This is a genomic window from Pseudomonas migulae, assembly GCF_024169315.1.
Taxonomy (GTDB): Bacteria; Pseudomonadota; Gammaproteobacteria; order Pseudomonadales; family Pseudomonadaceae; genus Aquipseudomonas; species Aquipseudomonas migulae_B.
In genome coordinates, this window is record NZ_JALJWR010000001.1 from 3,583,587 (window position 1) to 3,609,789 (window position 26,203).

At 58.2% G+C, this 26,203-nt stretch carries 21 protein-coding genes and 3 pseudogenes; 7 read left to right on the plus strand and 17 right to left on the minus strand.

Annotated features, from left to right (window positions below; all coding sequences use genetic code 11):
* Positions 1 to 34: 34 nt before the first annotated feature.
* Positions 35 to 2,437, plus strand: coding sequence for a penicillin acylase family protein (locus J2Y86_RS16440; RefSeq protein WP_253433437.1), 2,403 nt, complete (start codon positions 35 to 37; stop codon positions 2,435 to 2,437).
* Positions 2,438 to 2,572: 135 nt separating this feature from the next.
* Here the strand turns inward: J2Y86_RS16440 and J2Y86_RS16445 are convergent, their stop codons facing one another.
* Complete coding sequence (locus J2Y86_RS16445; protein WP_253433440.1) at positions 2,573 to 3,538, minus strand: GlxA family transcriptional regulator; 966 nt, start codon at positions 3,536 to 3,538, stop codon at positions 2,573 to 2,575.
* A 316-nt stretch (positions 3,539 to 3,854) separates the two neighbouring features.
* Here J2Y86_RS16445 and J2Y86_RS16450 point away from each other — a divergent pair, with 316 nt between their 5' ends.
* On the plus strand, positions 3,855 to 4,496 hold the full coding sequence (locus J2Y86_RS16450) for an HD domain-containing protein (protein WP_253433444.1): 642 nt from the start codon (positions 3,855 to 3,857) through the stop codon (positions 4,494 to 4,496).
* A gap of 169 nt (positions 4,497 to 4,665) precedes the next feature.
* Here J2Y86_RS16450 and J2Y86_RS16455 read toward each other — a convergent pair whose 3' ends face one another.
* From J2Y86_RS16455 to J2Y86_RS16490, 8 genes and pseudogenes are all read right to left on the minus strand, one after another.
* Entirely contained in the window at positions 4,666 to 5,559 is an 894-nt protein-coding gene (locus J2Y86_RS16455; RefSeq protein ID WP_010466694.1) for an ABC transporter permease subunit, read from the minus strand.
* Complete coding sequence (locus J2Y86_RS16460) at positions 5,556 to 6,437, minus strand: ABC transporter permease subunit (RefSeq protein WP_253440331.1); 882 nt, start codon at positions 6,435 to 6,437, stop codon at positions 5,556 to 5,558. Before J2Y86_RS16460 ends, J2Y86_RS16455 begins: the two co-directional genes overlap by 4 nt.
* 35 nt (positions 6,438 to 6,472) lie before the next feature.
* Positions 6,473 to 7,615 carry an ABC transporter ATP-binding protein gene (locus tag J2Y86_RS16465; protein WP_253433447.1) on the minus strand — a complete coding sequence of 381 codons (1,143 nt, stop codon included), beginning with the start codon at positions 7,613 to 7,615 and terminating at the stop codon, positions 6,473 to 6,475.
* Between the two features lie 73 nt (positions 7,616 to 7,688).
* Entirely contained in the window at positions 7,689 to 8,786 is a 1,098-nt protein-coding gene (locus J2Y86_RS16470) for a polyamine ABC transporter substrate-binding protein (RefSeq protein ID WP_301308756.1), read from the minus strand.
* A 188-nt stretch (positions 8,787 to 8,974) separates the two neighbouring features.
* The gene (locus J2Y86_RS16475; RefSeq protein WP_150632126.1) at positions 8,975 to 10,087 is read right to left on the minus strand and encodes a polyamine ABC transporter substrate-binding protein; all 1,113 of its coding nucleotides are present in this window, start codon (positions 10,085 to 10,087) and stop codon (positions 8,975 to 8,977) included.
* A 169-nt stretch (positions 10,088 to 10,256) separates the two neighbouring features.
* On the minus strand, positions 10,257 to 11,621 hold the full coding sequence (locus J2Y86_RS16480) for an aspartate aminotransferase family protein (protein WP_253433450.1): 1,365 nt from the start codon (positions 11,619 to 11,621) through the stop codon (positions 10,257 to 10,259).
* A 58-nt stretch (positions 11,622 to 11,679) separates the two neighbouring features.
* Positions 11,680 to 13,038, minus strand: coding sequence for a glutamine synthetase family protein (locus tag J2Y86_RS16485; RefSeq protein ID WP_253433452.1), 1,359 nt, complete (start codon positions 13,036 to 13,038; stop codon positions 11,680 to 11,682).
* Positions 13,039 to 13,153: 115 nt separating this feature from the next.
* Positions 13,154 to 13,456, minus strand: a pseudogene (locus J2Y86_RS16490) (gamma-glutamyl-gamma-aminobutyrate hydrolase family protein); the annotation flags it as partial.
* Between the two features lie 278 nt (positions 13,457 to 13,734).
* Here J2Y86_RS16490 and J2Y86_RS16495 point away from each other — a divergent pair.
* The 5 genes and pseudogenes from J2Y86_RS16495 (at position 13,735) to J2Y86_RS16510 (ending at position 18,378) form a co-directional block, all read left to right on the plus strand.
* The gene (locus J2Y86_RS16495; protein ID WP_253433457.1) at positions 13,735 to 15,111 is read left to right on the plus strand and encodes a glutamine synthetase family protein; all 1,377 of its coding nucleotides are present in this window, start codon (positions 13,735 to 13,737) and stop codon (positions 15,109 to 15,111) included.
* A gap of 218 nt (positions 15,112 to 15,329) precedes the next feature.
* A pseudogene (locus J2Y86_RS16500) lies at positions 15,330 to 15,516 on the plus strand (IS30 family transposase); the annotation flags it as partial.
* A gap of 197 nt (positions 15,517 to 15,713) precedes the next feature.
* The gene (locus J2Y86_RS16505; RefSeq protein ID WP_253433461.1) at positions 15,714 to 17,192 is read left to right on the plus strand and encodes a hypothetical protein; all 1,479 of its coding nucleotides are present in this window, start codon (positions 15,714 to 15,716) and stop codon (positions 17,190 to 17,192) included.
* 223 nt (positions 17,193 to 17,415) lie between these two features.
* A pseudogene (locus J2Y86_RS30465) lies at positions 17,416 to 17,514 on the plus strand (glutamine synthetase); the annotation flags it as partial.
* Between the two features lie 225 nt (positions 17,515 to 17,739).
* On the plus strand, positions 17,740 to 18,378 hold the full coding sequence (locus J2Y86_RS16510) for a TetR/AcrR family transcriptional regulator (RefSeq protein ID WP_253433464.1): 639 nt from the start codon (positions 17,740 to 17,742) through the stop codon (positions 18,376 to 18,378).
* A gap of 202 nt (positions 18,379 to 18,580) precedes the next feature.
* Here the strand turns inward: J2Y86_RS16510 and J2Y86_RS16515 are convergent, their stop codons facing one another.
* The 8 genes from J2Y86_RS16515 to J2Y86_RS16550 all read right to left on the minus strand — a co-directional run bounded on the left by J2Y86_RS16515 (position 18,581) and on the right by J2Y86_RS16550 (position 25,915).
* Positions 18,581 to 18,796 carry a TOBE domain-containing protein gene (locus J2Y86_RS16515; protein ID WP_003229256.1) on the minus strand — a complete coding sequence of 72 codons (216 nt, stop codon included), beginning with the start codon at positions 18,794 to 18,796 and terminating at the stop codon, positions 18,581 to 18,583.
* Positions 18,797 to 18,829: 33 nt separating this feature from the next.
* Positions 18,830 to 19,636: an aliphatic sulfonates ABC transporter ATP-binding protein gene (gene ssuB / locus J2Y86_RS16520; RefSeq protein ID WP_253433467.1), complete on the minus strand. Its 807-nt coding sequence runs from the start codon at positions 19,634 to 19,636 to the stop codon at positions 18,830 to 18,832.
* Complete coding sequence (gene ssuC, locus J2Y86_RS16525; RefSeq protein ID WP_192227512.1) at positions 19,633 to 20,415, minus strand: aliphatic sulfonate ABC transporter permease SsuC; 783 nt, start codon at positions 20,413 to 20,415, stop codon at positions 19,633 to 19,635. Before ssuC ends, ssuB begins: the two co-directional genes overlap by 4 nt.
* An 8-nt stretch (positions 20,416 to 20,423) precedes the next feature.
* Complete coding sequence (ssuD, locus tag J2Y86_RS16530) at positions 20,424 to 21,572, minus strand: FMNH2-dependent alkanesulfonate monooxygenase (protein WP_253433470.1); 1,149 nt, start codon at positions 21,570 to 21,572, stop codon at positions 20,424 to 20,426.
* Positions 21,573 to 21,597: 25 nt separating this feature from the next.
* Complete coding sequence (locus J2Y86_RS16535; RefSeq protein WP_253433473.1) at positions 21,598 to 22,563, minus strand: sulfonate ABC transporter substrate-binding protein; 966 nt, start codon at positions 22,561 to 22,563, stop codon at positions 21,598 to 21,600.
* A gap of 102 nt (positions 22,564 to 22,665) precedes the next feature.
* Positions 22,666 to 23,259 carry an NADPH-dependent FMN reductase gene (gene ssuE / locus J2Y86_RS16540; RefSeq protein WP_253433476.1) on the minus strand — a complete coding sequence of 198 codons (594 nt, stop codon included), beginning with the start codon at positions 23,257 to 23,259 and terminating at the stop codon, positions 22,666 to 22,668.
* 351 nt (positions 23,260 to 23,610) lie between these two features.
* Positions 23,611 to 24,249: a peroxiredoxin gene (locus J2Y86_RS16545; protein ID WP_253433480.1), complete on the minus strand. Its 639-nt coding sequence runs from the start codon at positions 24,247 to 24,249 to the stop codon at positions 23,611 to 23,613.
* 292 nt (positions 24,250 to 24,541) lie between these two features.
* Positions 24,542 to 25,915: an OprD family porin gene (locus tag J2Y86_RS16550; protein WP_253433484.1), complete on the minus strand. Its 1,374-nt coding sequence runs from the start codon at positions 25,913 to 25,915 to the stop codon at positions 24,542 to 24,544.
* Positions 25,916 to 26,203: the final 288 nt, after the last annotated feature.

The following is a 26,203-nucleotide window of genomic DNA, read 5'->3' on the forward strand; positions in this document are numbered from 1 at the left end:
TTGCTGCCACTCATAACAAGAACAAGGAATCGCCATGAAACGTCTCCTGACTGCGCTGGTCCTGCTGATTGTCGTGCTCGCCGCCGGCGCCGGCTGGTACGTCTACAGCAAGCAGCCGACACGCCAGGGCATGGTTGAACTGCAACACTTGCAAGGCTCCGTCACCGTGCGTTACGACGAGCGCGGCATCCCGCACATCCGCGCTGAAAACGAGACTGACCTGTACCGCGCCCTCGGCTATGTGCATGCCCAGGACCGACTGTTCCAGATGGAAGTCCTGCGTCGTCTTGCACGCGGTGAACTGGCCGAAGTGCTGGGCCCGAAACTGCTCGACACCGACAAACTGATGCGCAGCCTGCGCATTCGCGAACGCGCCGAAACCTACCTCGCCAACCTGGACAAACAGTCCCCGTCATTCATCGCCATGCAGGCCTATCTGGATGGCATCAACCAGTATCAGGACAGCCATCCGAAACCCGTCGAGTTCGATGCACTGGGCATTTCGAAACGCCCGTTCACCGCTCAGGACACCATCAGCATCGCCGGCTACATGGCCTACAGTTTTGCCGCGGCGTTTCGCACCGAACCGTTACTGACGTACGTGCGTGACCAGTTGGGCGCCGACTACCTGAACGTCTTCGATCTCGACTGGCAACCCAAAGGCGTGCTGGCGAAGAACCCCGGCAGCGCCATGCCGCCCCTCGCCAGTGCCGACTGGAAAGACCTCAACGCCCTCGCCCGCCTGAGTGAGCAGGCGCTGGCCGACAACGGCTTGCCGCAGTTCGAGGGCAGCAATGCCTGGGTCGTTTCAGGCAACCGCACCAAAAGTGGCAAGCCGCTGCTGGCGGGTGACCCGCATATCCGCTTCTCAGCGCCGTCGGTATGGTACGAAGCGCAGCTCTCGGCACCGGGCTTCGAACTCTATGGTCACTATCAGGCGTTGATGCCGTTCGCCTCGCTGGGGATGAACCGCGACTTCGGCTGGAGCATCACCATGTTCCAGAACGACGACCTCGACCTGATCGCCGAGAAGGTCAACCCGGACAACCCCAACCAGGTCTGGTACCGCGGCAAGTGGGTCGACCTGGTCACCAGCGAGCAGCAGATCGCGGTCAAGGGCCAGGCGCCAGTGACATTGGTCCTGCGTCAGTCGCCCCACGGGCCGATCGTCAACGATGCGTTGGGCAACAGTGTCGGCAAAACGCCGATCGCCATGTGGTGGGGGTTTCTCGAAAGCCAGAATCCGATCCTCGAAGGTTTCTACCAGCTCAACCGCGCCGATACCCTGGCCAAGGCGCGCAGTGCCGCCGCCAAGGTCCAGGCACCGGGCCTGAACATCGTGTGGGCCAATGCCAAGGGCGACATCGGCTGGTGGGCCGCGGCGCAGCTGCCGAAACGCCCGGCGGGTGTGCGGCCGTGGTTCATCCTCGACGGCAGCAGCGCCGAAGCGGACAAGGACGGTTTCTACCCGTTCAGCGCGAACCCGCAGGAAGAGAATCCGGCGCGGGGCTACATCGTCTCGGCCAATTTCCAGCCCGTGTCGCCGACCGGCATGGAGATTCCCGGTTACTACAACCTCGCGGATCGGGGTCAACAGCTCAATCGCCAGCTTGGTGACAAATCCGTCAAGTGGGATCTGGAGGCCAGCCAGAAGCTGCAACTGGGCACCACCACCGCTTACGGCCCGCGCTTGCTGGCGCCGTTGTTGCCGGTCCTGCGTGAAGTAGTGAGCGACCCGACCGAACTCAAACTGGTGGAGCAACTGGCTCAGTGGAAAGGTGATTACCCGCTGGACTCCACCAGCGCCACGCTGTTCAACCAGTTCCTGTTCAACCTCGCCGATGCATCGATGCACGATGAGTTGGGCAATGACTTTTTCGAAACCTTGCTCTCGACCCGGGTGATCGACGCCGCGCTGCCACGTCTGGCGGCGAACGCTGACTCGCCGTGGTGGGACAACCGCAACACCCTCGGCAAGGAAACCCGCGCCGATACGGTGAAGGTGGCGTGGCAAGCGAGCATCGCTCACCTCAAGACCACGCTGGGCACGGATTTCACGCAATGGCAGTGGGGCAAGGCGCACACGCTGACCCATGGTCACCCGCTGGGGCAGCAGAAGCCGCTGGACCGTATTTTCAATGTCGGGCCGTTCGCCGCGCCCGGTACCCATGAAGTGCCGAACAACCTCTCGGCCAAAATCGGCCCGGCGCCATGGCCGGTCACTTACGGGCCATCGACCCGGCGCCTGATCGATTTTGCAGATCCGGCGCACAGCCTGACGGTCAACCCGGTGGGCCAGAGTGGTGTGCCGTTTGACCGGCACTATGAAGATCAGGCTGAGGCGTATGTCGAAGGGGTGTACTTCCAGGCGCATCTCAATGATGAAGAAGTTACGGCCAATACGCGGAGTACGTTGAAGCTGTTGCCGGCGCGGTAGATTTTTGTTGGCCAGGCTGACGCTTTCGCGAGCAAGCCCGCTCCCACAGTTGACCGAGTTGTGCAGACTGACACGGTCTAATGTGGGAGCGGGCTTGCTCGCGAAGAGGCCCTCAACAACTATAAAAATGCCTGTTCAAACCATCGCCGCAAAATTCAACCTGAACTGCTGCGGCGTCACGCCCAACCGGCGATTGAACACACTGCGCATATGCTGGGCATCGCGAAATCCGCACTGGTACGCCACGGTTTTCAGCGGTGCGGCGGTGCTCTCCAGCATCACCCGTGCCGCGTCCACCCTCGCCCGCTCGACAAATTCCGCCGGGGTGACTTTCGCCTCTTTGGCAAACACCCGGGAGAAATTGCGCGCGCTCATGTTGGCCGAGTTGGCCAGGTCGGCAATGGTCAGGTCGCCGGTCAGGTTGGCCAGCACGTAATGCTGAACCATCGCCACCGCCGACGTCGGCTCGGCGTGGGGCGTGAGGAACGGGCTGAACTGTGACTGCCCGCCCGAACGCTGGGTGAACACCACCAGCCGCTTGGCCACACTCAGCGCGACTTCCGGCCCGTGATCACGGGCCAGCAGGTACAACGACAGATCGATCCCCGCCGTGACGCCGGCCGAGGTGTATAACTCGCCGTCCTGCACGTACAGGCGATCCGCCTCGACCTGAGTCGAAGGACACAAGGCAGCGAGCGCCGCTGCATCGCCCCAATGCGTCGTCACTGTCCGACCCTCGAGCAACCCGGCGCGAGCCAACATGAACGCGCCGTTGCAGATCGAGCCGAAACGTTGCGCTAATGCGCTGGCATCCCGCAACCACGCATCGAAGGCTGCGCCGAAATCCATGAAGGGCAACTGCGGCCCTCCGGCCACCAGCAACAAGTCGTACGCCTCCAGCGCCTCGCTGAAATGCCGGTGGGCGTTGAGCGACAACCCGTTGGAACACGGCATCATCCCGCGCTCGACGCCAATCACCTCCAGCCGATAGTGATCCTGCGGTGCCAGGAAACGATTGGCCTCGGAAAACACATCCATGGGACCGGTGACGTCCAGCGACTGGACGCCGGCGAAGACCACGATGGCAACGGTTTTACTCATGGTTCAGAACGCCTCTCTGTGGCGAGGGGGCTTGCCCCTCGTTGGAGTGCGCAGCACTCCCAGTATCCAGCAACACCCGATGTATTTGAGCTGACCATTTAGGGCTGCTCCGCAGCCCAACGGGGGCAAGCCCCCTCGCCACAAAAGCGTATTCGTCGGCAGCAAAGTTAGCCAATCCACGCCCAACAAGCGAGGCTGGCGCGATATGCATGCTCATTGGCAAGGATCGCAGCCATGGATCGATTGTCCGGTTTTTTGGGGGGGAACAGACTTGTTCCATCAGCGCCGCCACGGCGTTCCCCACGAGGACAGCACCATGAGCAGCACCATCGCCGGCATCAAAATCCCCGACAGCGCGTTGGCCCGGGCCACCACTGAATACATTCGCGACGTCGAATCCGATCTGCTTTATCACCACTCACGCCGGGTGTTTCTGTTCGGCGCGCTAAGCGGTGAACGCAAGCAACTGGCCTACAACCCCGAGCTGTTGTACGTCGGCGCGATGTTCCATGACTTGGGCCTGGTGGAAGGCCATCGCACGGACGATGAACGCTTCGAAGTCGATAGCGCCAACGCCGCCAAAGCGTTCCTCAAGCCTTACGGGTTGAGCGATGACGACATCGAGCAAGTGTGGCTGTCGATCGCCCTGCACACCACACCGGGCGTGCCGCAACACCTGCGGCCCAACGTGGCACTGGTGACCGCGGGGGTTGAAATGGACGTGCTGGGTATCGACTACGCGGCGTTCCCCACCGTGCAGCGCGAAGCTGTGGTGCATGCGCATCCACGGGGTGAAGGGTTCAAGGAGTGCATCCTGTGTGCATTCGCCAACGGCTTCAAACACAGGCCGGATACCACGTTCGGTACGGTGAATGCGGACGTGCTGGTGGACAGCGAGCCGGGCTTCAAGCCGATGAACTTCGTCGAGATCATCCGCAAGTCGCCTTGGGTTTCCTAAAGCAAATGTGGGAGCGGCGGTGCGACGATTCGACTTGCTCGCGAAGAGGCCGTGTCAGTCGATAGAGATGTCGACCGACACACCGCTTTCGCAAGCAAGTCGAATCGTCGCACCGCCGCTCCCACATTGGATTTGGGTTGACCACAAAGGTGTGATCAACCCATCAGGCTCAAGCCGCTTCCGGCGCCTGTTGCGCGCGACGCACGTCCGGCTGTTTCCAGGAGTCGGCAGCGCTTTCTTCGATGGCCTGCTGAATCGCACGCTTACGCGCTTCTTCAGCGCGACGGCTGAAGAACCAGACCAGGAAGGTCATCAGCGACACCGCCAGCAGAATCAGGCTGGCCACGGCGTTGATTTCAGGCTTCACACCCAGACGCACCGCCGAGAACACTTCCATCGGCAAGGTCGTCGACCCCGGCCCCGACACGAAGCTCGCCAGTACCAGGTCATCCAGCGACAGGGCGAACGACATCATGCCGCCCGCGCCCAACGACGGCGCGATCATCGGGATGGTGATCAGGAAGAACACCTTCCACGGCCGCGCGCCAAGGTCCATGGCCGCCTCTTCAATGGACAGGTCCAGCTCACGCAAGCGCGCCGACACCACCACCGCCACATACGCCGCACAGAACGTCGTGTGGGCGATCCAGATGGTGACGATGCCGCGTTCCTGCGGCCAGCCGATCATCTGCGCCATGGCCACGAACAGCAGCAACAGCGACAGACCGGTGATCACTTCCGGCATCACCAGCGGCGCGGTGACCAGGCCACCGAACAGCGTGCGGCCCTTGAAGTGGGTGATGCGGGTCAGGACGAACGCCGCCAATGTACCCAGCGCCACCGCTGCCACCGCCGTGTAGCAGGCGATTTCCAGCGAGCGCACCACCGAGCCCATCAGTTGGGTGTTGTCCATCAACCCGACGTACCACTTGATCGACCAGCCGCCCCACACCGTCACCAGTTTCGAGGCGTTGAACGAGTAGATCACCAGGATCAGCATCGGCGCGTAGATGAACAGCAAACCGGCTATCAGCATGAAACTCGAGAAACGGAAGCGCTTCATTCCTTGCCCTCCATTTCTTTGGCCTGGCTACGGTTGAACAGGATGATCGGCACAATCAGGATCAGCAGCATCACCACCGCCAGGGCAGAGGCCACCGGCCAGTCACGGTTGTTGAAGAACTCTTGCCACAGCACTTTACCGATCATCAGGGTTTCCGGACCGCCAAGCAGTTCCGGGATCACGAACTCGCCCACCACCGGGATAAACACCAGCATGCAACCGGCAACGATGCCGTTCTTGGACAGCGGAATGGTGATCTTCCAGAAGCTGTTGAAAGTGCTCGAACCCAAATCGGATGCGGCTTCCAGCAGGCTGTTGTCGTGCTTCACCAGGTTGGCGTAGAGCGGCAGGATCATGAACGGCAGGTACGAATAAACCACGCCGATGTACACAGCGAGGTTGGTGTTGAGGATCTGCAGCGGTTCGTCGATCCAGCCCATGGTCATCAGGAAACCGTTGAGCAGACCGTTGTTGCTGAGGATGCCCATCCACGCGTAGACGCGGATCAGGATCGCGGTCCAGGTCGGCATCATGATCAGCAGCACCAGCACCGTTTGCAGCTCTTTGCGGGCGCTGGCAATGGCGTAGGCCATCGGGTAACCGATCACCAGGCAGAGGATGGTGCTGATCAGCGCCATCTTCAACGAGCCGAGGTAGGCGGCGATGTACAACTCGTCGTCGCCGAGCATCGCGTAGTTGCCCAGGTTAAGCAGCACCTGGAGCTTCTGGTCGATGAAACTGTAGATCTCGGTGTACGGCGGAATGGCCACGTCGGCTTCGGCGAAGCTGATCTTCAGGACGATGAAGAACGGCAGCATGAAGAACAGGAACAGCCAGATGAACGGAACCCCGATGACCAACTGGCGGCCACCGGGAATTATTCGGTTGAGGCGGCGTTTGAATTTGCGCATGTTCATGAGCGAAGCACCACGCCGCTGTCGTCTTCCCAATACACGTAGACCTGGTCACCCCAGGTCGGGCGCTGACCGCGGCGCTCGGCGTTGGCGACGAACGACTGGACGATCTTGCCGCTTGGCAGTTCGACGTAGAACACCGAGTGGCCGCCGAGGTAGGCGATGTCATGGACCTTGCCGCTGGACCAGTTGTAGTCGCAGGTCGGCATGGTCGGGGTCACCAGCAGTTTTTCCGGACGGATCGCGTAGGTCACGGATTTGTCCTGCACCGAGGTGCTGATGCCGTGGCCCACGTAGATCTGACGGTCCAGGTCCTTGCAGGTGATAATGGCGTGGCCTTCGGCGTCGTCGATCACTTCACCGTCGAAGATGTTGACGTTGCCGATGAACTCGCAGACCAGGCGACTGGTCGGGGTTTCGTAGATGTCGATCGGGCTGCCGATCTGGGCGATCCAGCCCAGGTGCATGATCGCGATGCGTTCGGCCATGGTCATGGCCTCTTCCTGGTCGTGGGTCACCATCACGCAGGTTACACCGACGCGCTCGATGATCTCGACCAGCTCCAGCTGCATTTGCGAACGCAGCTTCTTGTCCAGCGCACCCATCGGTTCGTCGAGCAGCAACAGCTTCGGTCGCTTGGCCAGGGAACGCGCCAGGGCCACACGCTGACGCTGGCCACCGGATAACTGATGCGGCTTGCGCTTGGCGTACTGGCTCATCTGAACCAGCTTGAGCATGTCCGCCACGCGTGCATCGACTTCAGCGGCGGGAAGCTTGTCCTGCTTGAGGCCGAACGCGATGTTCTGCGCCACGGTCATGTGCGGGAACAAGGCGTAGGACTGGAACATCATGTTGATCGGCCGCTCATACGGCGGCATGTCGGTGATGTCTACGCCATCGAGGAAAATGCGCCCCTCCGTGGGCCGTTCGAAGCCTGCGAGCATACGCAGCAAGGTGGATTTGCCCGATCCCGAACCGCCGAGCAGGGCGAAGATCTCGCCTTTCTTGATTTCCAGGGACACATCGTCCACGGCAATCGTCTCGTCGAACTTCTTCGTGACCCGGTCGATTTTGACCAGCACCTGTTTAGGTGACTGGTCGCCCTCGAGGGCTTTCTTATAGGCGCCGGAGGCAACTGCCATTTACGAAACTCCCAGAAAAAAAGAGTGCAGTTCGCTCAAGGTGAGCCAACCTTGGATAGTTTGAGCCTTGAAGCTATTTGCCCGACTTGACCTTGGTCCAGCTGCGGGTCATCAAACGTTGAATGTTTGGTGGCAGCTCGATCGACACGTAAGTCTTGTCGAGGACTGCTTGCGGTGGATAAACCGCTTCGTCGGTGCGAATGGACTGTTCCATCAGTTTGTCCGACCCCGGATTAGGGTTGGCATAGCCGACGTAATCACTGACCTGGGCGATCACCTCAGGTTTCAGCAAATAGTTGATGAACGCGTGCGCCTCTTTGACGTTGGCCGAGTCTTTTGGAATCGCCAGCATGTCGAACCACAGCGCACCGCCTTCCTTCGGAATCGAGTAGGCGATGTTCACGCCTTTCTTCGCTTCAGCCGCACGGTTGCGGGCCTGGAACATGTCGCCGGAGAAGCCGATGGCGATACAGATGTCGCCGTTGGCCAGGTCCGCGATGTATTTGGAGGAGTGGAAGTAGGTCACGTAAGGCCGCACTGCCAGCAACTTGGCTTCAGCCTTCTTGTAGTCTTCGGGGTTGGTGCTGTTGGCATCGAGGCCCATGTAATTGAGGACGGTGGGCATCATTTCGTCAGCGGAATCGAGGAACGCCACGCCGCAGCTTTGCAGTTTCTTGATGTTCTCCGGCTCGAATACCGCCGCCCAGGAATCGATCTTGTCGACGCCCAGCACAGCCTTGATCTTGTCGACGTTGTAACCGATGCCGTTGGTGCCCCACAGGTACGGCACGGCGTACAGGTTGCCCGGATCGTTCTGCTCCAGGCGTTTGAGCAATACGGGGTCGAGGTTCGAGTAGTTCGGCAACTTCGACTTGTCGAGTTTCTGGAACGCACCCGCCTTGATCTGCTTGCCAAGGAAGTGGTTGGACGGCACGACCACGTCATAACCGGTACGCCCGGCGAGCAACTTGCCTTCCAGGGTTTCGTTGGAGTCGAACACGTCATAAACCGGCTTGATGCCGGTCTCTTTCTGGAAGTCGGCCAGGGTGGTCTCGCCGATGTAATCCGACCAGTTATAAATATGCACAGTGCCGGCGGCCTGGGCGCTGACAGTGAATGTCAGCCCGGCGCCAACCAGCAGGGCATTGCGCAACAAAGAAGAAATAGGCAAGTGGAGGTCCTCTAAAATTAGTTGGGCCCAAGTTGCCCCGTGTTACATGACAGTCGTAGCTGCCCAGCAACAAAACCGGCGCGCAACTTACCCTCGAAAAACCGTTCCAGCAAAACTTTCTGTCATTTAATTACACCTGCTGCCGTCACCGCGCAGGCGACGACAACAGGTTGTTGCCTCAAACCGGCTTATTTACCCGATTTGATCTTGGTCCAGCTGCGAGTCAGGATCCGCTGGGTCGCGGCCGGCAAGTCGGCGATCGCGTACAGCTTGGCCAGCACGTCCGCTGGCGGGTAGATGCCTGGGTCATCGGTGATTTCTTTTTCGACCAATGGGGTGGCGGCCGCGTTACCGTTCGGGAAGCGCACGGCGTTGGTGATTTCAGCCATGATTTCCGGCTTCTGCAGGAAGGTCATGAACTTGTAGGCGCCTTCGACGTTTTCGGCATCTTTAGGGATGGCGACCATGTCGTAGAAGCTGCCGGCACCTTCTTTCGGAATGTTGTAGCTGACTTTCACCTTGTCGCCGGCTTCTGCCGCGCGGGACTTGGCCTGGTAGATGTCACCCGAGTAACCGACGGCTACGCAGATGTTGCCGTTGGCCAGGTCAGAGATGTACTTGGACGAATGGAAGTAGCCCACCGAAGGACGAATCTTCAGGAACAGTGCTTCGGCTTCGGCCAGTTGTTTTTTGTCCTGGCTGTCGGTTGGATAGCCCAGGTAGTGCAACGCCACCGGAATCATTTCGGTTGGCGAATCGAGGAAACTGATACCGCACGATTTCAACTTCGCGGCGTTTTCAGGTTTGAACAGCAGGTCCCAGGAATTGGTTGGCGCATCGGCACCCAGTGCAGCCTTGACCTTCTCGGCGTTGAAGCCGATACCGATCGAACCCCACATGTACGGGAAGGCGTGTTCGTTGCCCGGGTCGCTCACCGATACCGCTTTGAGCAGGTCAGTATTCAGGTTCTTCCAGTTAGGCAGCTTGGACTTGTCCAGCTTCTGGTAAACGCCGGCCTTGATCTGCTTGGCCAGGAAGTTGTTCGACGGTACGACGATGTCGTAGCCGGACTTGCCTGCCAGCAACTTGGCTTCCAGGGTTTCGTTACTGTCGAAAACATCGTAGACGACTTTGATGCCGGACTCGGTTTCGAACTTCTTGATGGTGTCAGGAGCGATGTAATCGGACCAGTTATAGACGTGCAACACCTTGTCGTCCGCCTGAACCGCACTCGCCATAATGCCCATCAGGGACATGGCGAGGAGTGTCTTGCCAGCAAGCTTTTTTCCTAATGCCTTCATGCGTAATGCTCCAAATTTTTCTTTTTTGAACCACTTTGTTCAGCGGCCGAACCCGGACAACTGGAACCGCGGCTAGTCTGGCAAGATCCGAGGCGGTCTTTCAAGGAAAGGCCACCGTTTAGAACTGCTCCGAGCGAAAGTTTCATGACTCCCGCTCAGAGCCTAGCACTTAGCCCTGCAACGCACTCAGGGTCAGGTCCAGACACTTGCGCGCCTTGGTCACCAGCTCATCGATTTCAGCCTTGGTAATCACCAGCGGCGGAGCAATGATCATGGTGTCCCCCACGGCACGCATGATCAGGCCGTTGTCGAAGCAGAACGTGCGGCAGATCATGCCGACGCCCTTGCCTTCGTAACGTTTGCGAGTGGCCTTGTCCTGAACCAGTTCGATGGCCCCCAACAGACCGACACCGCGCACTTCCCCCACCAACGGGTGATCGTTCAGTTCCCGCAGACGTTTCTGCAAATAGGGTGCCGTTTCAGCATGAACGCGCTCGATAATTTTTTCTTCGCGCAGAATGCGGATGTTTTCCAGCGCCACCGCCGCCGCCACCGGGTGACCGGAGTAGGTGAAACCGTGGTTGAAGTCGCCGCCTTCGTTGAGCACCGCCACCACTTCGTCACGCACGATCAGGCCACCCATAGGGATGTAGCCGGACGTCAGGCCTTTGGCGATGGTCATCATGTCGGGCTTGAGGTCGTAGAAATCGGTACCGAACCACTCACCGGTGCGGCCGAAACCACAGATCACTTCGTCCGCCACGAACAGGATGTCGTACTTGGCGAGGATTTCCTTGATGCGCGGCCAGTAGGTCTCTGGCGGAATGATCACGCCGCCGGCGCCCTGGATCGGCTCGGCAATAAAGGCACCGACGTTGTCCACGCCGATTTCCAGAACTTTCTCTTCCAGCTGATTGGCTGCCCACACACCGAACTCTTCCGGTGTCATGTCGCCGCCTTCGCTGAACCAGTACGGCTGGGCGATGTGAACGATGCCCGGAATCGGCAAGTCGCCCTGTTCGTGCATATAAGTCATGCCACCCAGGCTCGCGCCGGCCACGGTGGAACCGTGATAACCGTTCTTGCGGCTGATGATGACTTTCTTCTTCGGTTGGCCCTTGATCGCCCAATAGTGGCGGACCATACGCAGCATGGTGTCGTTGCCTTCGGAACCGGAACCGGTGAAGAACACGTGGTTCATGCCTTCCGGCGCGATGTCGGCGATGGCCTTGGCCAGCTCCAGCACCGGCGGGTGAGCGGTCTGGAAGAACAGGTTGTAGTAAGGCAACTCGCGCATTTGTTTGCTGGCGGCATCGGCCAGTTCATCGCGACCGTAGCCGATCGCTACGCACCACAGGCCGGCCATGCCGTCGAGGATCTTGTTGCCTTCGCTGTCCCACAGGTACACGCCCTTGGCGTTGGTGATGATCCGCGGGCCTTTCTCTTTCAGCTGCTTGAAATCGCTGAACGGGGCCAGGTGGTGATCGTTGCTCAGGGTTTGCCATTCACGGGTTTGCGGGTTGTTGCTGGTCATGCGAATTCTCCTAAGATTCCAGTAAAGGGCGCCGCCAAGTGCAGCAGCGCCCGGCGCATCAGACGGCGAAGAGCAGGAATTCCCGCTCCCACGAACTGATCACGCGCTTGAAGTTTTCATGCTCGGCCCGCTTGACCGCGACGTAGCCAGTGATGAATTTCTTGCCCAGGTATTTCTCGATGGTCGCGCTGTTTTCCATGCGTTCCAGCGCGTCTTCGATGGTCAGTGGCAGGCGCAGGTTGCGGCGTTCATAGCCACGCCCTACCACCGGCGCACTCGGGTTCAAGCCTTCGACCATGCCGATGTAACCGCAGAGCAGGCTCGCGGCAATCGCCAGGTACGGGTTGGCATCGGCGCCCGGCAGGCGGTTTTCCACCCGACGGTTTTGTGGCCCCGCATCCGGAACCCGCAGGCCCACGGTGCGGTTCTCTTCGCCCCACTCCACGTTCACCGGTGCCGAAGTGTCCGGCAGGAAGCGGCGGAACGAGTTCACGTTGGGCGCGAACAGTGGCAACAACTCGGGGATCAGTTTCTGCAAGCCGCCGATGTGGTGCAGGAACAACTGGCTCATGGTCCCGTCTTCATTGGAGAAGACGTTCTTGCCGGTTTCGATGTCGATGATGCTCTGGTGCAAGTGCATCGCGCTGCCCGGCTCACCGGTCATGGGCTTGGCCATGAACGTGGCCGCCACGTCGTGCTTGAGCGCCGCTTCGCGCATGGTGCGCTTGAAGATCAGGATCTGGTCGGCCAGGGACAGGGCATCGCCGTGACGGAAGTTGATTTCCATCTGCGCCGTGCCGTCCTCGTGGATCAGCGTGTCGAGGTCCAGCTCCTGCAGTTCGCACCAGTCGTAGACGTCTTCGAACAGCGGATCGAATTCGTTCGCCGCCTCGATCGAGAACGACTGACGACCGATTTCCGGGCGACCGGAACGGCCAATCGGCGGTTGCAACGGATAGTCCGGGTCGTCGCTGCGCTTGGTCAGGTAGAACTCCATTTCCGGCGCCACGATCGGCTGCCAGCCCTTGTCGGCATAGAGTTTCAGCACTTTCTTGAGCACGTTGCGCGGCGACAGCTCGATCGGGTTGCCTTGCTTGTCGTAGGTGTCGTGGATCACCTGGGCGGTCGGCTCGATGGACCAGGGCACCAGGTAAACCGCGTTCTGGTCGGGGCGGCAGATCATGTCGATGTCCGCCGGGTCGAGCAGTTCGTAATAGATGTCGTCTTCGACATAGTCGCCGGTCACGGTCTGCAGCAGAACGCTCTCGGGCAGGCGCATGCCTTTTTCAGCAATGAACTTGTTGGTCGGCGAAATCTTGCCCCGGGTAATCCCGGTCAAGTCGGCGATCATGCATTCGACTTCTGTGATCTTGTGGTCTTTCAACCAATCGGTGAGCTGGTCGAGGTTGTGACTCATAAATGCCTCTTAGGCTGAGTTTCCTGACTCTTATAAGTCAGGCGTTGTTTGACGCGTGGGCGTCGCTTGGTACAGATTGCCATTGCAATTGCCGCGCACAACTACCCACTCGGGTAATGGCAGGGGCAAGCAAGGGAAGATCAGGGCGTGCAGAATCATGAGCAGCGGCCGACACGTTGGTCGGGCTGCCAAGGTAAAACGGTTCTATATTGGAAGGACAACCCGTAAAGAGAATGTCGTGCGGACCGTCCAGAATATCGGACGGAGCCAGCCGGTTCGCCGGGGAAAGAAGAGTCGACGGCACGCCTTTGGCAACACGAGCCCTGGCGTGGACGTAACGATCGCCACTGATGTGATAAGCATGCAGACCGATCTGCCCGAAGCAGACGGTGACGCCGATTAACGGCAGGCGAGACATGAAGCACCCCGGTATTATTGCTGTTATGGGTTTGAATCGAGCTTAGCCTTGTTCATTTTTTTACACAACACCCCCGTAAAAAATACAACACGGCCCGCTCAAGCTCGCGGGCGCCAAAGCGCTCAATGGCATAAAAACGCCCCAAAGTGCCTCAAAAAAGCCTCACGGGCGCTTTTTTAGGGCAAAAAAGGCCTCGCTTGACTTCGGCATGCCGTTCGGGTTGACTGAAACCCGAAGAGATCAATGATTGATATTTTTAACAACAAAGGTGTTGCATCATGTCGGTACCCCCGCGTGCCGTTCAGCTTAACGAAGCGAACGCGTTCCTTAAGGAACATCCTGAGGTTCTGTACGTTGACCTTCTGATTGCGGATATGAATGGTGTGGTGCGCGGCAAGCGCATTGAACGCACCAGTCTCCACAAGGTTTACGAGAAAGGCATCAACCTGCCGGCCTCTCTATTTGCTCTGGATATCAATGGTTCGACGGTGGAAAGCACCGGACTGGGCCTGGACATCGGCGATGCTGACCGAATCTGCTATCCAATCCCCAACACCCTGTGCAACGAGCCATGGCAGAAGCGCCCTACCGCGCAACTGTTGATGACCATGCACGAACTCGAAGGCGATCCATTCTTCGCCGATCCGCGCGAAGTGCTGGCCAATGTCGTGCGCAAGTTCGACGAGATGGGCCTGACCATCTGCGCCGCGTTCGAACTGGAGTTCTACCTGATCGACCAGGAGAACGTGAACGGTCGCCCTCAACCACCACGCTCGCCGGTGTCCGGCAAACGTCCGCATTCGACTCAGGTTTACCTGATCGACGACCTCGACGAATACGTCGACTGCCTCCAGGACATTCTGGAAGGTGCGAAAGAGCAAGGCATCCCGGCCGACGCCATCGTCAAGGAAAGTGCCCCGGCGCAGTTCGAAGTGAACCTGCACCACGTCGCCGACCCGATCAAGGCGTGCGACTACGCGGTCCTGCTCAAGCGTCTGATCAAGAACATCGCCTACGACCATGAGATGGACACCACCTTCATGGCCAAGCCTTACCCGGGCCAGGCGGGCAACGGTCTGCACGTACACATTTCGATTCTTGATAAAGAAGGCAAAAACATTTTTGCCAGCGAGGATCCCGAGCAGAACGCCGCACTGCGTCACGCGATCGGCGGTGTGCTCGAGACCCTACCGGCGCAGATGGCTTTCCTCTGCCCGAACGTCAACTCCTACCGTCGTTTCGGTGCACAGTTCTACGTGCCGAACTCGCCGTGCTGGGGCCTGGACAACCGTACTGTAGCGATCCGCGTGCCGACCGGTTCTGCCGATGCCGTGCGCATCGAGCACCGTGTAGCCGGCGCCGACGCCAACCCGTATCTGTTGATGGCTTCGGTCCTGGCAGGCGTGCACCACGGCCTGACCAACAAGATCGAGCCGGGCGCTCCCGTGGAAGGCAACTCCTACGAGCAGAACGAGCAAAGCCTGCCGAACAACCTGCGCGATGCCTTGCGCGAGCTGGACGACAGCGAAGTCATGGCCAAGTACATCGATCCGAAATACATCGATATCTTCGTGGCCTGTAAGGAAAGCGAGCTGGAGGAGTTCGAACACTCCATCTCCGACCTTGAGTACAACTGGTACCTGCATACCGTTTAAGCGGTTGCAGTGAAAAATCAAACGCCGCCGGCCTCACAGCCTGCGGCGTTTTTTTATGCGTATTGTTCTGCCGGCCGAGGCTGACGCTGCCAACCAGCGGTTGTTGCGACAGGCCCTCCTGAAGAAGTGGAACGGCAAGTTAACCCCTCTCGATGAGCGGAATTTGAAAAAATAGTTATCGCATTGATGTCACACTCAAAAGCTGGTGCGGCGAGTGCCACTGGGAGTGGCAGTCTGATCAAGGGCAAAGATAATGACTCGCCTGCCGGTACTCTTGTGGAGTGCACGAATGGTTATTTGATGTTGGTGAAAATGAACAATTCTCCGGCTATTTCTGCTGTTCAGGGCTTCGGTGTCGCATTGAACAGCCTGCTGCTGGCTGCGCGCAAAAGCATGACGTTAGATTTCAAGAGCTGAATTCTAAAAAGTCCTGAAGCAGGGTGTCCATCGCGAGCGAAGAAGAGGTTCGCTTGTTGGACAACAGCGCACCCACATGTGAAGTTGCAAGCCATCGTGGCACTTGATCTACGCAGTAGGCGGTTACCTAATTACCGTGAAGTAACTCAATGAATTTCTTTATATAATAGGATAAAGGGGCGAGCATGACAATTGAAGCCACCTCACGAGCACAGTCAAGTTGTAACTACCAGATTATTGAAGACAGCAGCAGCCCCCATTCAAAGACTGCGTCCTCACTCAAACGAGCCAGCAACACGTCAATTGTGATCGAGATGCCGCTGATGGGAAATTCTCGACAAGAAGGCATTCAAAATGTGCGTGGGTCTATAATCGAATGCAATGCTGAAAACTCGTTTAAGAGCAAGTTGATAACGTGCGCCAAGGCGGCATGCGTCGTGGCGGGGATAGGAGTTACTGCTCTGGGTATAGTGGCCGGGAGCCGATATATAAATGGCTCAGGGACAACCAACTCTGGAGCTATACGCGAGAACAATCTCGCTCACTTTCCGAGGGCAGAACCGCTGATCAATCATGACGACTGGATGAGTCCAGTGTTCAATTTAATGAATTGGCTTGATCGAGAAACTAATGTAGCTGGTGCGTCGAACGTCACTCGAGAGTCTATTACTGAGCTTTTTATCAAACTTGGAATAGAAGACATAGATGGGCATGAGGTGGCCCGTGACAGCGAGATACAAACAAAATTTCCAGAGATATTCAATGCTATTGAGCAAGGTCGTAAAGACGCGGTTTTCTATTTGAAAAGCTTTCGGGATAAGTGCATAGAAAATTGCGACATCCCCTTGCCGCCATTGAGCGAAGGCGGATCGGGGGAATACCTGAAAGGTTTCATCGGATGGATGCTTGAAACAACAACCAATTTAACTTCCTCGGAACGCGGTCACGCAACCGACACCGTATACACAAACCTTCTCTCTGAAATGAATGTCAGTCGGGCAGACTTTGAAAGTAGAGATTCGTATATCGGCAATCAAACATTAATAGATTTCTTGATTGAACTGGCAGAAAACCCATGCCATGCAAATAGTTTTTCTCGACAATGCGTCCAATACGTACTAATGGAGCAAAGCGCGGCAGGATTAGACAAGGACAAGGCTGCAAATCGCCCACTAACTTACGCAATGAATCCGGCACCTCTGTCTGCTTTGATAGAAAGCCCACAAGCACCATTAATATTTACTACCCACTTGGAAAATCTGATCCGCTACCCGCTTCTATTGACACATATCATGGTTCACGAATTAATACACTCTGCCGGATTTAATGATCCACTCTACACAGGTGTAGACAGTAACATCCTTAACTCCAACAACCCCACACTTGAAAATCAGATCAGGATTTACGACAAAACCTATTATGAATTCAGGGCAAGTATTGCCACCCACCTTGATAACATTCCGACGCCATTTCAGTTCATTTTGGAGGAGTTCTTCGACAACCATATAGGGGGCCAAACGATGACCTACCCTGAAAAAGTGAGTAAACTCAAGACAGAGCTCCTGAACAATGATGTTTTGTGGAAGAGCTTTGAAAATGAGGCGACTGACCTTATAGCTATGCGTATTTTAACTGAAAGCAGGCGAAACGGGACCGATTTATAACCTGCTTCGGGCATTCTCTCTGATTTCAAACTACCAATAAACCCTGCATTGGAGCGTTGTCCAACACTCGCCTTTACGACTCATGCTTTGGCGCAGCCCCATGCTGTATCAGCTCATTTCTGAACTTATGGCTGGTGTACTGACAGCCTTGGTCTGAATGAAACAGCACATCCTTGGGACGGCACCAACCGGTGTTGATCGCAGGCCTTCCTGACGAACTTGATACATCGATATCTTCGTGGCCTGTAAGGAAAGCGAGCTGGAGGAGTTCGAACACTCCATCTCCGACCTTGAGTACAACTGGTATCTGCATACGGTGTAAGTGGTTGCAGTAAAAACAACGCCGCCGGCCTCACAGTCTGCGGCGTTTTTTTATGGCCGCCTTCGGCGGATCGCTGGCAAGCCAGCTCCCACAGGGTCATGTGTCGCACACGGATATTTCATCCACAACAGATCCTTGTGGGAGCTGGCTTGCCAGCGATGGCGTCCTGGAAGACAACACACAACCCGACTCGTACAATGCCCGCTGCCCCGCAGGAGGACTCCAATGACGCGCACCGCCACCATTCGCAAACCCCGCGCCCGCAGCCAGGCCCGGATCGATTCGATACTCGATGCCGCCCGCACGCTGCTGGCTGCCGAAGGTGTGGCCAGCCTGTCGATCTACAGCGTCGCCGAACGCGCGGAGATTCCGCCCTCCTCCGTCTATCACTTCTTCGCCAGCGTCCCGGCCCTGCTCGAAGCCTTGACCGCCGACGTCCACGCCGCTTTCCGTGCCTGCCTGCAAGCGCCCATCGACCACGGTGCGCTCAATGGCTGGCGCGACCTGTCGCGGCTGGTGGAGCAGCGCATGCTCGAGATCTACGACGAAGACGCCGCCGCCCGCCAGTTGATCCTCGCCCAGCACGGCCTGACCGAAGTCACCCAGGCCGACCGTCAGCACGACATTGAGCTCGGCGACCTGATGCACAAGCTGTTCGATCATCATTTCGAACTGCCGACGCTGCCGACAGACGTTGATGTGTTTGCGCTGGCCATGGAGTTGGGGGATCGGGTGTATGCGCGCTCGGTGCAACAGCATGGGCAGATCACGCCGCGGATGGCCGAGGAAGGAATGCGGGTGTTCGATGCGTATCTGGGATTGTATTTGCCGCCCTACCTGCCGAAGCGCGCTATTCCTGTCTGATTCTTTGCTAGCTGCACCGGACTCTTCGCGAGCAAGCCCGCTCCCACATTGGATTTCTGTCTCACACAAAACGTGTGTTCACTGAAGATCAAATGTGGGAGCGGGCTTGCTCGCGAAGGACACACCGCCGAACTGACTGATTCACACACATAAAAAACCCCGAAGGGCTCACACCCTCCGGGGTTGCTCGAAATGCACGCGATCACAACTTGGCGATCGACACCTCGGTGGATTTCACAAACGCGATCACTTCACTGCCGACCACCAGTTCCAGCTCTTTCACCGAGCGAGTGGTGATCACTGAAGTGACGATGCCGGAAGCGGTCTGCACGTCGATTTCCGACAGCACGTCACCCAGGACGATTTCCTTGATCGAGCCTTTGAACTGGTTGCGAACGTTGATGGCCTTGATAGTCATGATGTTGATTCCTGTCGTTGGATGAGGCTTGAGTTATTGAGCCCAACGCAACTGCGTAGGCAAGGGTGAAACAGGTTCCGGTTCCGGCGGTTCGCCGGGCAGAGCGAGGACGCGATTGAGGACTTCGGTTTCCAGCGCCGCCAGCCGATGGGAGCCCCGAACCCGAGGGCGCGGCAGTTCCACGTGCAGGTCGAGGCCGACTTCGCCTTCTTCGATCAGGATCACCCGATCGGCAATCGCCACCGCTTCGCTGACATCGTGGGTCACCAGCAACACGGTAAAACCGTGCTTCTGCCAGAGCCGCTCGATCAGTTGCTGCATTTCAATTCGGGTCAGAGCATCCAGCGCCCCCAGCGGTTCGTCGAGCAACAGCAGGCGCGGCTGATGGATCAGCGCGCGGGCCAGGGCCACACGTTGCTTCTGTCCACCGGACAGCGCCGCCGGCCACTCATTGGCGCGGTCCGCCAGGCCGACTGACTCCAACGCTTCCAAGGCTTGCGGACGCCAGTTGCCCTTGAGCCCGAGGCCGACGTTGTCGATCACCTTTTTCCAAGGCAGCAAACGCGCTTCCTGGAACATCAGCCGAGTGTCTTCCCGCGCATCGCTCAGCGGCGCGGAACCGGCCAGCAATTCCCCGCCGGTGGGTTTGTCGAGCCCGGCGAGCAAGCGCAGCAAGGTGCTTTTGCCGCAACCGCTACGACCGACCACGGCGACGAACTGGCCGGCCGGAATGTGCAGATCGATCTCACGCAGTACCTGCCGCGAGCCGAAGGTTTTTTGCAGTTTGCGCACCACCAGCGGAATCCCGCGCAGCAGGCGTGGAGGTTGTTGAGCCGTCATGCCGCACCTCCCTTGGCAACCTGATACGCCGGATGCCAGCGCAGCCAGACGCGCTCAAGTCCACGGGCCGCGAGGTCGGCCAGTTTGCCGAGCACCGCGTACATCAGAATCGCCAGCACCACCACGTCGGTCTGCAAGAACTCCCGGGCATTCATCGCCAGGTAGCCGATGCCGGAACTGGCCGAGATCGTTTCAGCGACGATCAGCGTCAGCCACATAAAGCCCAGTGCAAAGCGCACGCCGACCAGAATCGAAGGCAACGCCCCCGGCAAAATCACCTGACGGAACAGGCTGAAACCGGACAGGCCATAACTGCGCGCCATCTCCACCAGCGCCGGGTCGACGTTGCGGATGCCGTGATAGGTGTTGAGGTAGATCGGGAACAAGGTGCCCAGCGCCACCAGAAAAATCTTCGCCGACTCGTCGATGCCGAACCACAGGATCACCAGCGGAATCAGCGCCAGGTGCGGCACGTTGCGGATCATTTGCACCGAACTGTCGAGCAGGCGTTCGCCCCATTTCGACAGGCCGGTAATGAAGCCCAACGCCAGGCCGATGCCGCCGCCGATGGTGAAGCCCAGCGCCGCACGCCAGCCGCTGATCGCCAGGTGCGTCCAGATTTCACCGCTGCGCACCAGGCTCACGCCAGCCTCGATGACCGCGATGGGGGCCGGCAGAATCCGTGTCGATAACCAACCCGCCGACACTGACAACTGCCACACCGCCAACAGCAAAATCGGCAACGCCCAAGGCGCAAGGTTGTGGATGATTCTCTTCATGGCGCGCCTCAGCTCTGGGACGCGGCTTTGGGGAGAATGTCGTTGGCGACCATCTCACCGAACGGGCTGACGTAATTGGCACCCTTGGGCAGTTCCGGCCGCTCGACGTCGAGGTGCGGGAACAGCAACTCGGCGACGCGGTAGGACTCTTCAAGGTGCGGATAACCGGAGAAGATGAAGGTGTCGATGCCCAGGTCCGCGTATTCCTTCACGCGGGCGGCCACGGTCGGACCGTCGCCAACCAGTGCGGTGCCGGCACCGCCACGCACCAGACCGACGCCGGCCCACAGGTTGGGGCTGACTTCCAGATTGTCGCGACTACCGCCATGCAATGCCGCCATGCGTTGCTGACCGACGGAGTCGAAGCGCGCCAGTGAAGCCTGGGCACGGGCAATGGTGTCGTCGTCCAGGTGCGAGATCAGTCGGTCTGCCGCTTGCCAGGCTTCGGCATTGGTTTCACGAACGATCACATGCAGGCGAATCCCGAAGCGCACCGTGCGGCCGAGCTTCGCGGCTTTGGCGCGAACCTGCTCGATTTTCTCGGCAACGGCAGCTGGCGGTTCGCCCCAGGTCAGGACCATTTCCACTTGCTCTGCCGCGAGGTCCTGCGCCGCTTCCGAAGAGCCGCCGAAGTACAGCGGCGGACGCGGTTGCTGGATCGGCGGATAAAGCAATTTGGCGCCCTTCACGCTGATGTGCTGACCGTCGTAATCAACGGTTTCGCCTTCCAGCACGCGGCGCCAGATGCGGGTGAATTCCACCGAGGCTTGATAGCGTTCTTCGTGCGTCAGGAACAAACCGTCGCCAGCCAATTCTTCCGGATCGCCACCCGTCACCAGATTGAACAACGCACGACCGCCGGACAGACGATCCAGTGTCGCCGCCTGACGCGCGGCCACCGTCGGGGAAATGATCCCGGGGCGCAGGGCGACAAGGAATTTCAGACGCTGGGTCACCGGGATCAGCGACGCTGCCACCAGCCAGGAGTCTTCGCAAGAGCGGCCGGTGGGAATCAACACCCCGCCGAAGCCCAGGCGATCCGCCGCTTGCGCGACTTGTTGCAGATAACCGTGGTCGACGGCGCGAGCGCCTTCGGCGGTGCCAAGGTAATGGCCGTCGCCGTGGGTAGGCAGGAACCAGAAGATATTGAGGCTCATGGAGTGGTCTCCTTGGGGAATCGAATTACTGCGCTTTGGCAACGGCTGCCGGTGGCGTCCAGATCACGTCTTTGATGCTCAGCTGTTTCGGAATCAGCTTGAGCTGGAAGAAGCTGTCGGCAATTTTCTGCTGGGCGGCGACCACTTCAGGGGTGAGGAACAGCGCGCCGTAGCCCTGGCGTTTCACCGAAGTCAGGGTGATGTCCGCCGGCAGGCCGAGCAGTGGCGAAACCTGTTTGGTCACGTCTTCCGGGTTGGCCTTGGACCACTCACCGACGGCGCGCACTTCTTCCACGAGGGTCTTGATCACCTCAGGATTTTTCTGTGCGTAAGGTTTGGTCGCCAGGTAGAACTGATGGTTGTCGACGATGCCTTGGCCATCGCGCAGGGTGTGCGCTTGCAGCTGTTGTTCGGCGGCGGCCTGGTACGGATCCCAGATGACCCAGGCATCGACGCTGCCACGCTCGAACGCAGCGCGGGCATCGGCTGGCGGCAGGAAAACGGTCTGGATGTCGGTGTATTTGAGGCCGGCGTCTTCAAGCGCGCGAACCAGCAGGTAGTGCACGTTGGAGCCTTTGTTCAGGACGACTTTCTTGCCCTTGAGGTCCTTCACCGATTTGATCGGCGAATCCTTCGGCACCAGGATCGCTTCACTGTGCGGCGCTGGCGGTTCGTAGGCGACGTAGAGCAGATCGGCACCCGCCGCCTGAGCGAACACCGGAGGCGTTTCGCCGGTGACCCCGAAGTCGATGGAGCCAACGTTCAAACCTTCAAGCAGCTGCGGGCCGCCGGGGAATTCAGTCCATTGCACGTCCACGCCTTGGGCGGCGAGGCGTTTTTCCAGGGTGCCTTTGGCTTTGAGCAGCACCAGCGTGCCGTACTTCTGATAACCGATTCGCAGAGTTTCGGCTTGAGCTTGAGTAATGGCGCCGAAGGACACAGCCGCAGCAAACAGAGCGACCAGACCACGACGCAAAATGACAGTGCGCATAGCGCTCTCCTTTTTGCAGTTGGGTTATGGCTGCACCTGCTTGGCCGTTGACGGCTGAGTAAGGTGAGTACTTCAGAATTCAGGTGTGGTTTGAGTGCAGGCTTAAATGCTCCAGCGCGCACTCAACAGGCGTTCATTCAACAGGTTCGGATCGAGCGGCTTCGGCCGTCGCGCCATGGCGCTGAAAAACAGCTCCAGGGATTCGTTCAGTCGTTCTTCAAGTTCTGGCGCCAGCTGCGCTTGTGCGCTGCCTTCGCCGTAAGCGATCTGGCTGTCCACAGCGAAAATCCCGTGGAGCATTTCCTGGGCTTTCAACGCCGACAGCACCGGTTTGAGTGCGTAATCCACCGCCAGCATGTGAGCGATGCTGCCGCCGGTGGCCATCGGCAAGACCACTTTGTGGGCCAGGGCGCGTTCGGGCAGCAAGTCCAGCACAGTCTTCAGTGCGCCGGAGAACGACGCCTTGTACACCGGCGTCGCGATCAGCAGGCCGTCGGCATTTTCAGTTTGCTGAAGCAGGTCGATCACCTTCGGGCTGTCGAAACGTGCGTGCAGCAGATCCTCGGCCGGGAAGTCCCGCACCTGGTAACTCACCACCTCCACACCTTGCTCTTGCAACCAGCGTTGGGAGCGTTCCAGCAGCACCCCGGAACGGGAGCGTTGGCTGGGACTGCCACCGAGTGAGACGACCAGCATTCAGATGATTCCTTGAACGGTGTTGGCGATTCGCCGTGTGCGATCTCGCTTCGATGGAGAGACCTTAACAGGTGATTTATATATCTTTAAATCATATTTATTCATTTGGTTATGCGATATGGAGATATGAGACACCGTGTTTTCCAGGCATAAAAAAAGGCCGTCGAAACGGCCTGAAATCCCCTGTTCTTTGGATAACTTGAATTCTGCGTTGACAGATCTATTGCTATCGCGGGCAAGCCCGCTCCCACAGGTGTTTGTGTCGATCACAATTTTGGGGTTTAACACAGACCCTGTGGGAGCGGGCTTGCCCGCGATAGCGCCATCAGCCGCAGCGCATTTGCTGAAGGCTTACTTGTTCGGCTGTGGCGTCAAACGCAGGTACGGCTTCACTGCGCGATAGCCCTTGGGAAAGCGCTTTTTGATTTCGTCCGGGTCCTGCAGCGAAGGCACGATCACCACTTCTTCACCGTCTTTCCAGTTGGCCGGGGTGGCCACCTTGTAGTTGTCGGTGAGTTGCAGCGAATCGATCACCCGCAGGATTTCATGGAAGTTACGGCCAGTGCTCGCCGGGTAAGTAATGGTCAGCCGAACCTTTTTGTTCGGGTCGATCACGAACAGCGAGCGCACGGTCAGGGTGTCGTTGGCGTTGGGGTGGATCAGGTCGTACAGGTCCGAGACCTTGCGGTCGGCGTCGGCCAGGATCGGGAAATTGACGACGGTATTCTGGGTTTCGTTGATGTCCTCGATCCACTTGTGGTGCGAGTCCACCGGGTCCACGGACAACGCGATGGCCTTGACCCCACGCTGGGCGAATTCATCCTTGAGCTTGGCGGTGAAGCCCAGCTCGGTGGTGCACACCGGGGTGAAGTCCGCCGGGTGGGAAAACAGCACGCCCCAACTGTCGCCCAGCCATTCATGGAAACGGATGGTGCCGGCGCTGGAATCCTGCTCGAAATCGGGGGCGATGTCGCCGAGTCTGATGCTCATGGTGGGCTCCTGATGAGTGTGTTGTAGAACTCAACTGTAGCTCGTGTTGGGGATCATACAAAAAGAATAAATATCTCGATTAATAGACCATAAAAGAATATTAAATAACTGTTCACTGGACCCGCCAACCTATCGCGACGACTATCGCTTCCAAGGTTCGAGAAGGCCTTGAGTTGCTGCAAAAGAGGGAAATCAGGGCGTGATTACGGGGGTGACCCCGCCCTGAAAACGCAAAAGCCCCGCCCGGCGTGATGCCGGGCGGGGCTTTTTTTCAGCGGTTACGCGAGCGCTATTACAACAGCGGGATCGAGTAGCTGAGGATCAGGCGGTTTTCGTCCTGGTCACGTTGACCTGGAACGTCGTTGCGCCACGAAGCGTTTTTCCACATCAGGCCCAGGTTCTTCAGCGGACCTTCCGGTACGACGTAACCAATGGTCAGGTCGCGTTCCCACTCGGAACTGTCGGAACCGTTCTCGCGACCGTTGGTACCCACTGTGTCGATGTTGTCACCACGCAGATAAACCACACCGGCCGTCAGGCCCGGTACGCCGACTTTGGCGAAGTCATACGAGTAGCGAGCTTGCCATGTACGTTCACCGGCACGGGCGAACTTGGCAATCTGCATGTCGGTAGTGATGTAAGCCGACGAGCCGTCGCCCTGGTTCAACCAAGGGAAATCGCTGTTACCGTTGCTGGCCTGATAGCCGCCGCCGAAGGTGTGACCGGCAACGGTGTACAGGAACAGGCCGCTGTACAGGTTGTTGTCGACCTTGCCTTTACCGCTGTTGAAACCCGTGTCATTACCAGTGGTGTAGTAAGCCGAATCGTGACCGTTGGCGCCGTCATCGGAGCTGTTGAAGTAACGGAAGTCAGACTTCAACACGCCCGGACCGATTGCCCAGTTGTGAACCAGACCCAGGAAGTGCTGCTTGTAGAAATCTTCCAGGTTGCCGTAGTAGTACTGGGCAGTCAGGTCTTTGGTGATTTTGTAGTCGCCGCCACCATAGATGAACTTGTTGCTGTCACGACCGGCTGCGGTGTGAGCGTTGGCACCCGCAATCGACAACTCTTCGTTGTTGCTGGAGTTACGGCCCTTGGCGTGCTCGATCTGACCACCAACCAGTGTCAGGTCCTTGATGTCGTTCGTAGTGATCTGACCACCCTGGAAGGTTTGCGGCAGCAAACGACCGTCGTTGGTCACGATAACCGGCAGTTTTGGCTGCAGGGTACCCAGCTTCAGTTCGGTCTGGGAGATCTTGGCTTTGGCAGTCAGGCCCAGGCTGGAGAAGTTATCAACCGCTTCGCCGTTGGACTTGCTTGGGAAAACAGTGCCGCCGTACGAAGTTGCGGTTGCGCCGTTAGTACCGCCGCCCGAATCAAGACGCACGCCCAGCAGGCCGATCGCGTCGATACCGAAACCGACGGTGCCTTGTGTATAGCCGGAGGTGAAGCGCAGATCGAAACCTTGGCCCCATTCTTCGTTTTTGCTCTGAACGCCATTGCGCTTGTTGGCAGCGGTATTGGCATCGTGGTCACGGTTATCGGTGTTGATATAGAAGTTACGCAGCCCCAAGGTAGCCTTGCTGTCTTCGATGAAACCGGCGGCGCCTGCCTGCTGCGCCAAAACCCCTACGGCCACAGCCAGGGCCAAAGTGGACTTGTTCATTGTTTCGCTCCTCGTTTTCTATTTTTTTCGGTCCTGAGTCGAATGCTCTGGATCCTGAAATGTGCGCGTACCGCTGACCGCACTCCGCACGTCTAGGTCAAGGCTCTGACCGCGGCGAATGGGCCGGCATGGTAAACGTAAAAAAATTTATTTCATTCTTTTTCATGCCATCCGGGAATAAAGATCGGCATTTTAATCGCGGCGGGACACTAGGTATCGGCCCCGGCGGGATGCACTTTAGGGGTTTATTTTAAAAGCTAAAAAGAATAATAAATTACTATTCAATAC

Bases quoted from the DNA above. Each gene is read 5' to 3' on its own strand.
- ssuC (WP_192227512.1), bottom strand. From the start codon at position 20,415: ATGAAGAGAATCATCCACAACCTTGCGCCTTGGGCGTTGCCGATTTTG.
- J2Y86_RS16535 (WP_253433473.1), bottom strand. From the start codon at position 22,563: ATGCGCACTGTCATTTTGCGTCGTGGTCTGGTCGCTCTGTTTGCTGCG.
- J2Y86_RS16475 (WP_150632126.1), bottom strand. From the start codon at position 10,087: ATGAAGGCATTAGGAAAAAAGCTTGCTGGCAAGACACTCCTCGCCATG.
- J2Y86_RS16505 (WP_253433461.1), top strand. From the start codon at position 15,714: ATGACAATTGAAGCCACCTCACGAGCACAGTCAAGTTGTAACTACCAG.
- ssuE (WP_253433476.1), bottom strand. From the start codon at position 23,259: ATGCTGGTCGTCTCACTCGGTGGCAGTCCCAGCCAACGCTCCCGTTCC.
- J2Y86_RS16510 (WP_253433464.1), top strand. From the start codon at position 17,740: ATGACGCGCACCGCCACCATTCGCAAACCCCGCGCCCGCAGCCAGGCC.
- J2Y86_RS16545 (WP_253433480.1), bottom strand. From the start codon at position 24,249: ATGAGCATCAGACTCGGCGACATCGCCCCCGATTTCGAGCAGGATTCC.
- J2Y86_RS16440 (WP_253433437.1), top strand. From the start codon at position 35: ATGAAACGTCTCCTGACTGCGCTGGTCCTGCTGATTGTCGTGCTCGCC.
- J2Y86_RS16465 (WP_253433447.1), bottom strand. From the start codon at position 7,615: ATGGCAGTTGCCTCCGGCGCCTATAAGAAAGCCCTCGAGGGCGACCAG.
- J2Y86_RS16515 (WP_003229256.1), bottom strand. From the start codon at position 18,796: ATGACTATCAAGGCCATCAACGTTCGCAACCAGTTCAAAGGCTCGATC.
- J2Y86_RS16495 (WP_253433457.1), top strand. From the start codon at position 13,735: ATGTCGGTACCCCCGCGTGCCGTTCAGCTTAACGAAGCGAACGCGTTC.
- J2Y86_RS16445 (WP_253433440.1), bottom strand. From the start codon at position 3,538: ATGAGTAAAACCGTTGCCATCGTGGTCTTCGCCGGCGTCCAGTCGCTG.
- ssuD (WP_253433470.1), bottom strand. From the start codon at position 21,572: ATGAGCCTCAATATCTTCTGGTTCCTGCCTACCCACGGCGACGGCCAT.
- J2Y86_RS16485 (WP_253433452.1), bottom strand. From the start codon at position 13,038: ATGAGTCACAACCTCGACCAGCTCACCGATTGGTTGAAAGACCACAAG.
- J2Y86_RS16455 (WP_010466694.1), bottom strand. From the start codon at position 5,559: ATGAAGCGCTTCCGTTTCTCGAGTTTCATGCTGATAGCCGGTTTGCTG.
- J2Y86_RS16450 (WP_253433444.1), top strand. From the start codon at position 3,855: ATGAGCAGCACCATCGCCGGCATCAAAATCCCCGACAGCGCGTTGGCC.
- J2Y86_RS16550 (WP_253433484.1), bottom strand. From the start codon at position 25,915: ATGAACAAGTCCACTTTGGCCCTGGCTGTGGCCGTAGGGGTTTTGGCG.
- ssuB (WP_253433467.1), bottom strand. From the start codon at position 19,636: ATGACGGCTCAACAACCTCCACGCCTGCTGCGCGGGATTCCGCTGGTG.
- J2Y86_RS16480 (WP_253433450.1), bottom strand. From the start codon at position 11,621: ATGACCAGCAACAACCCGCAAACCCGTGAATGGCAAACCCTGAGCAAC.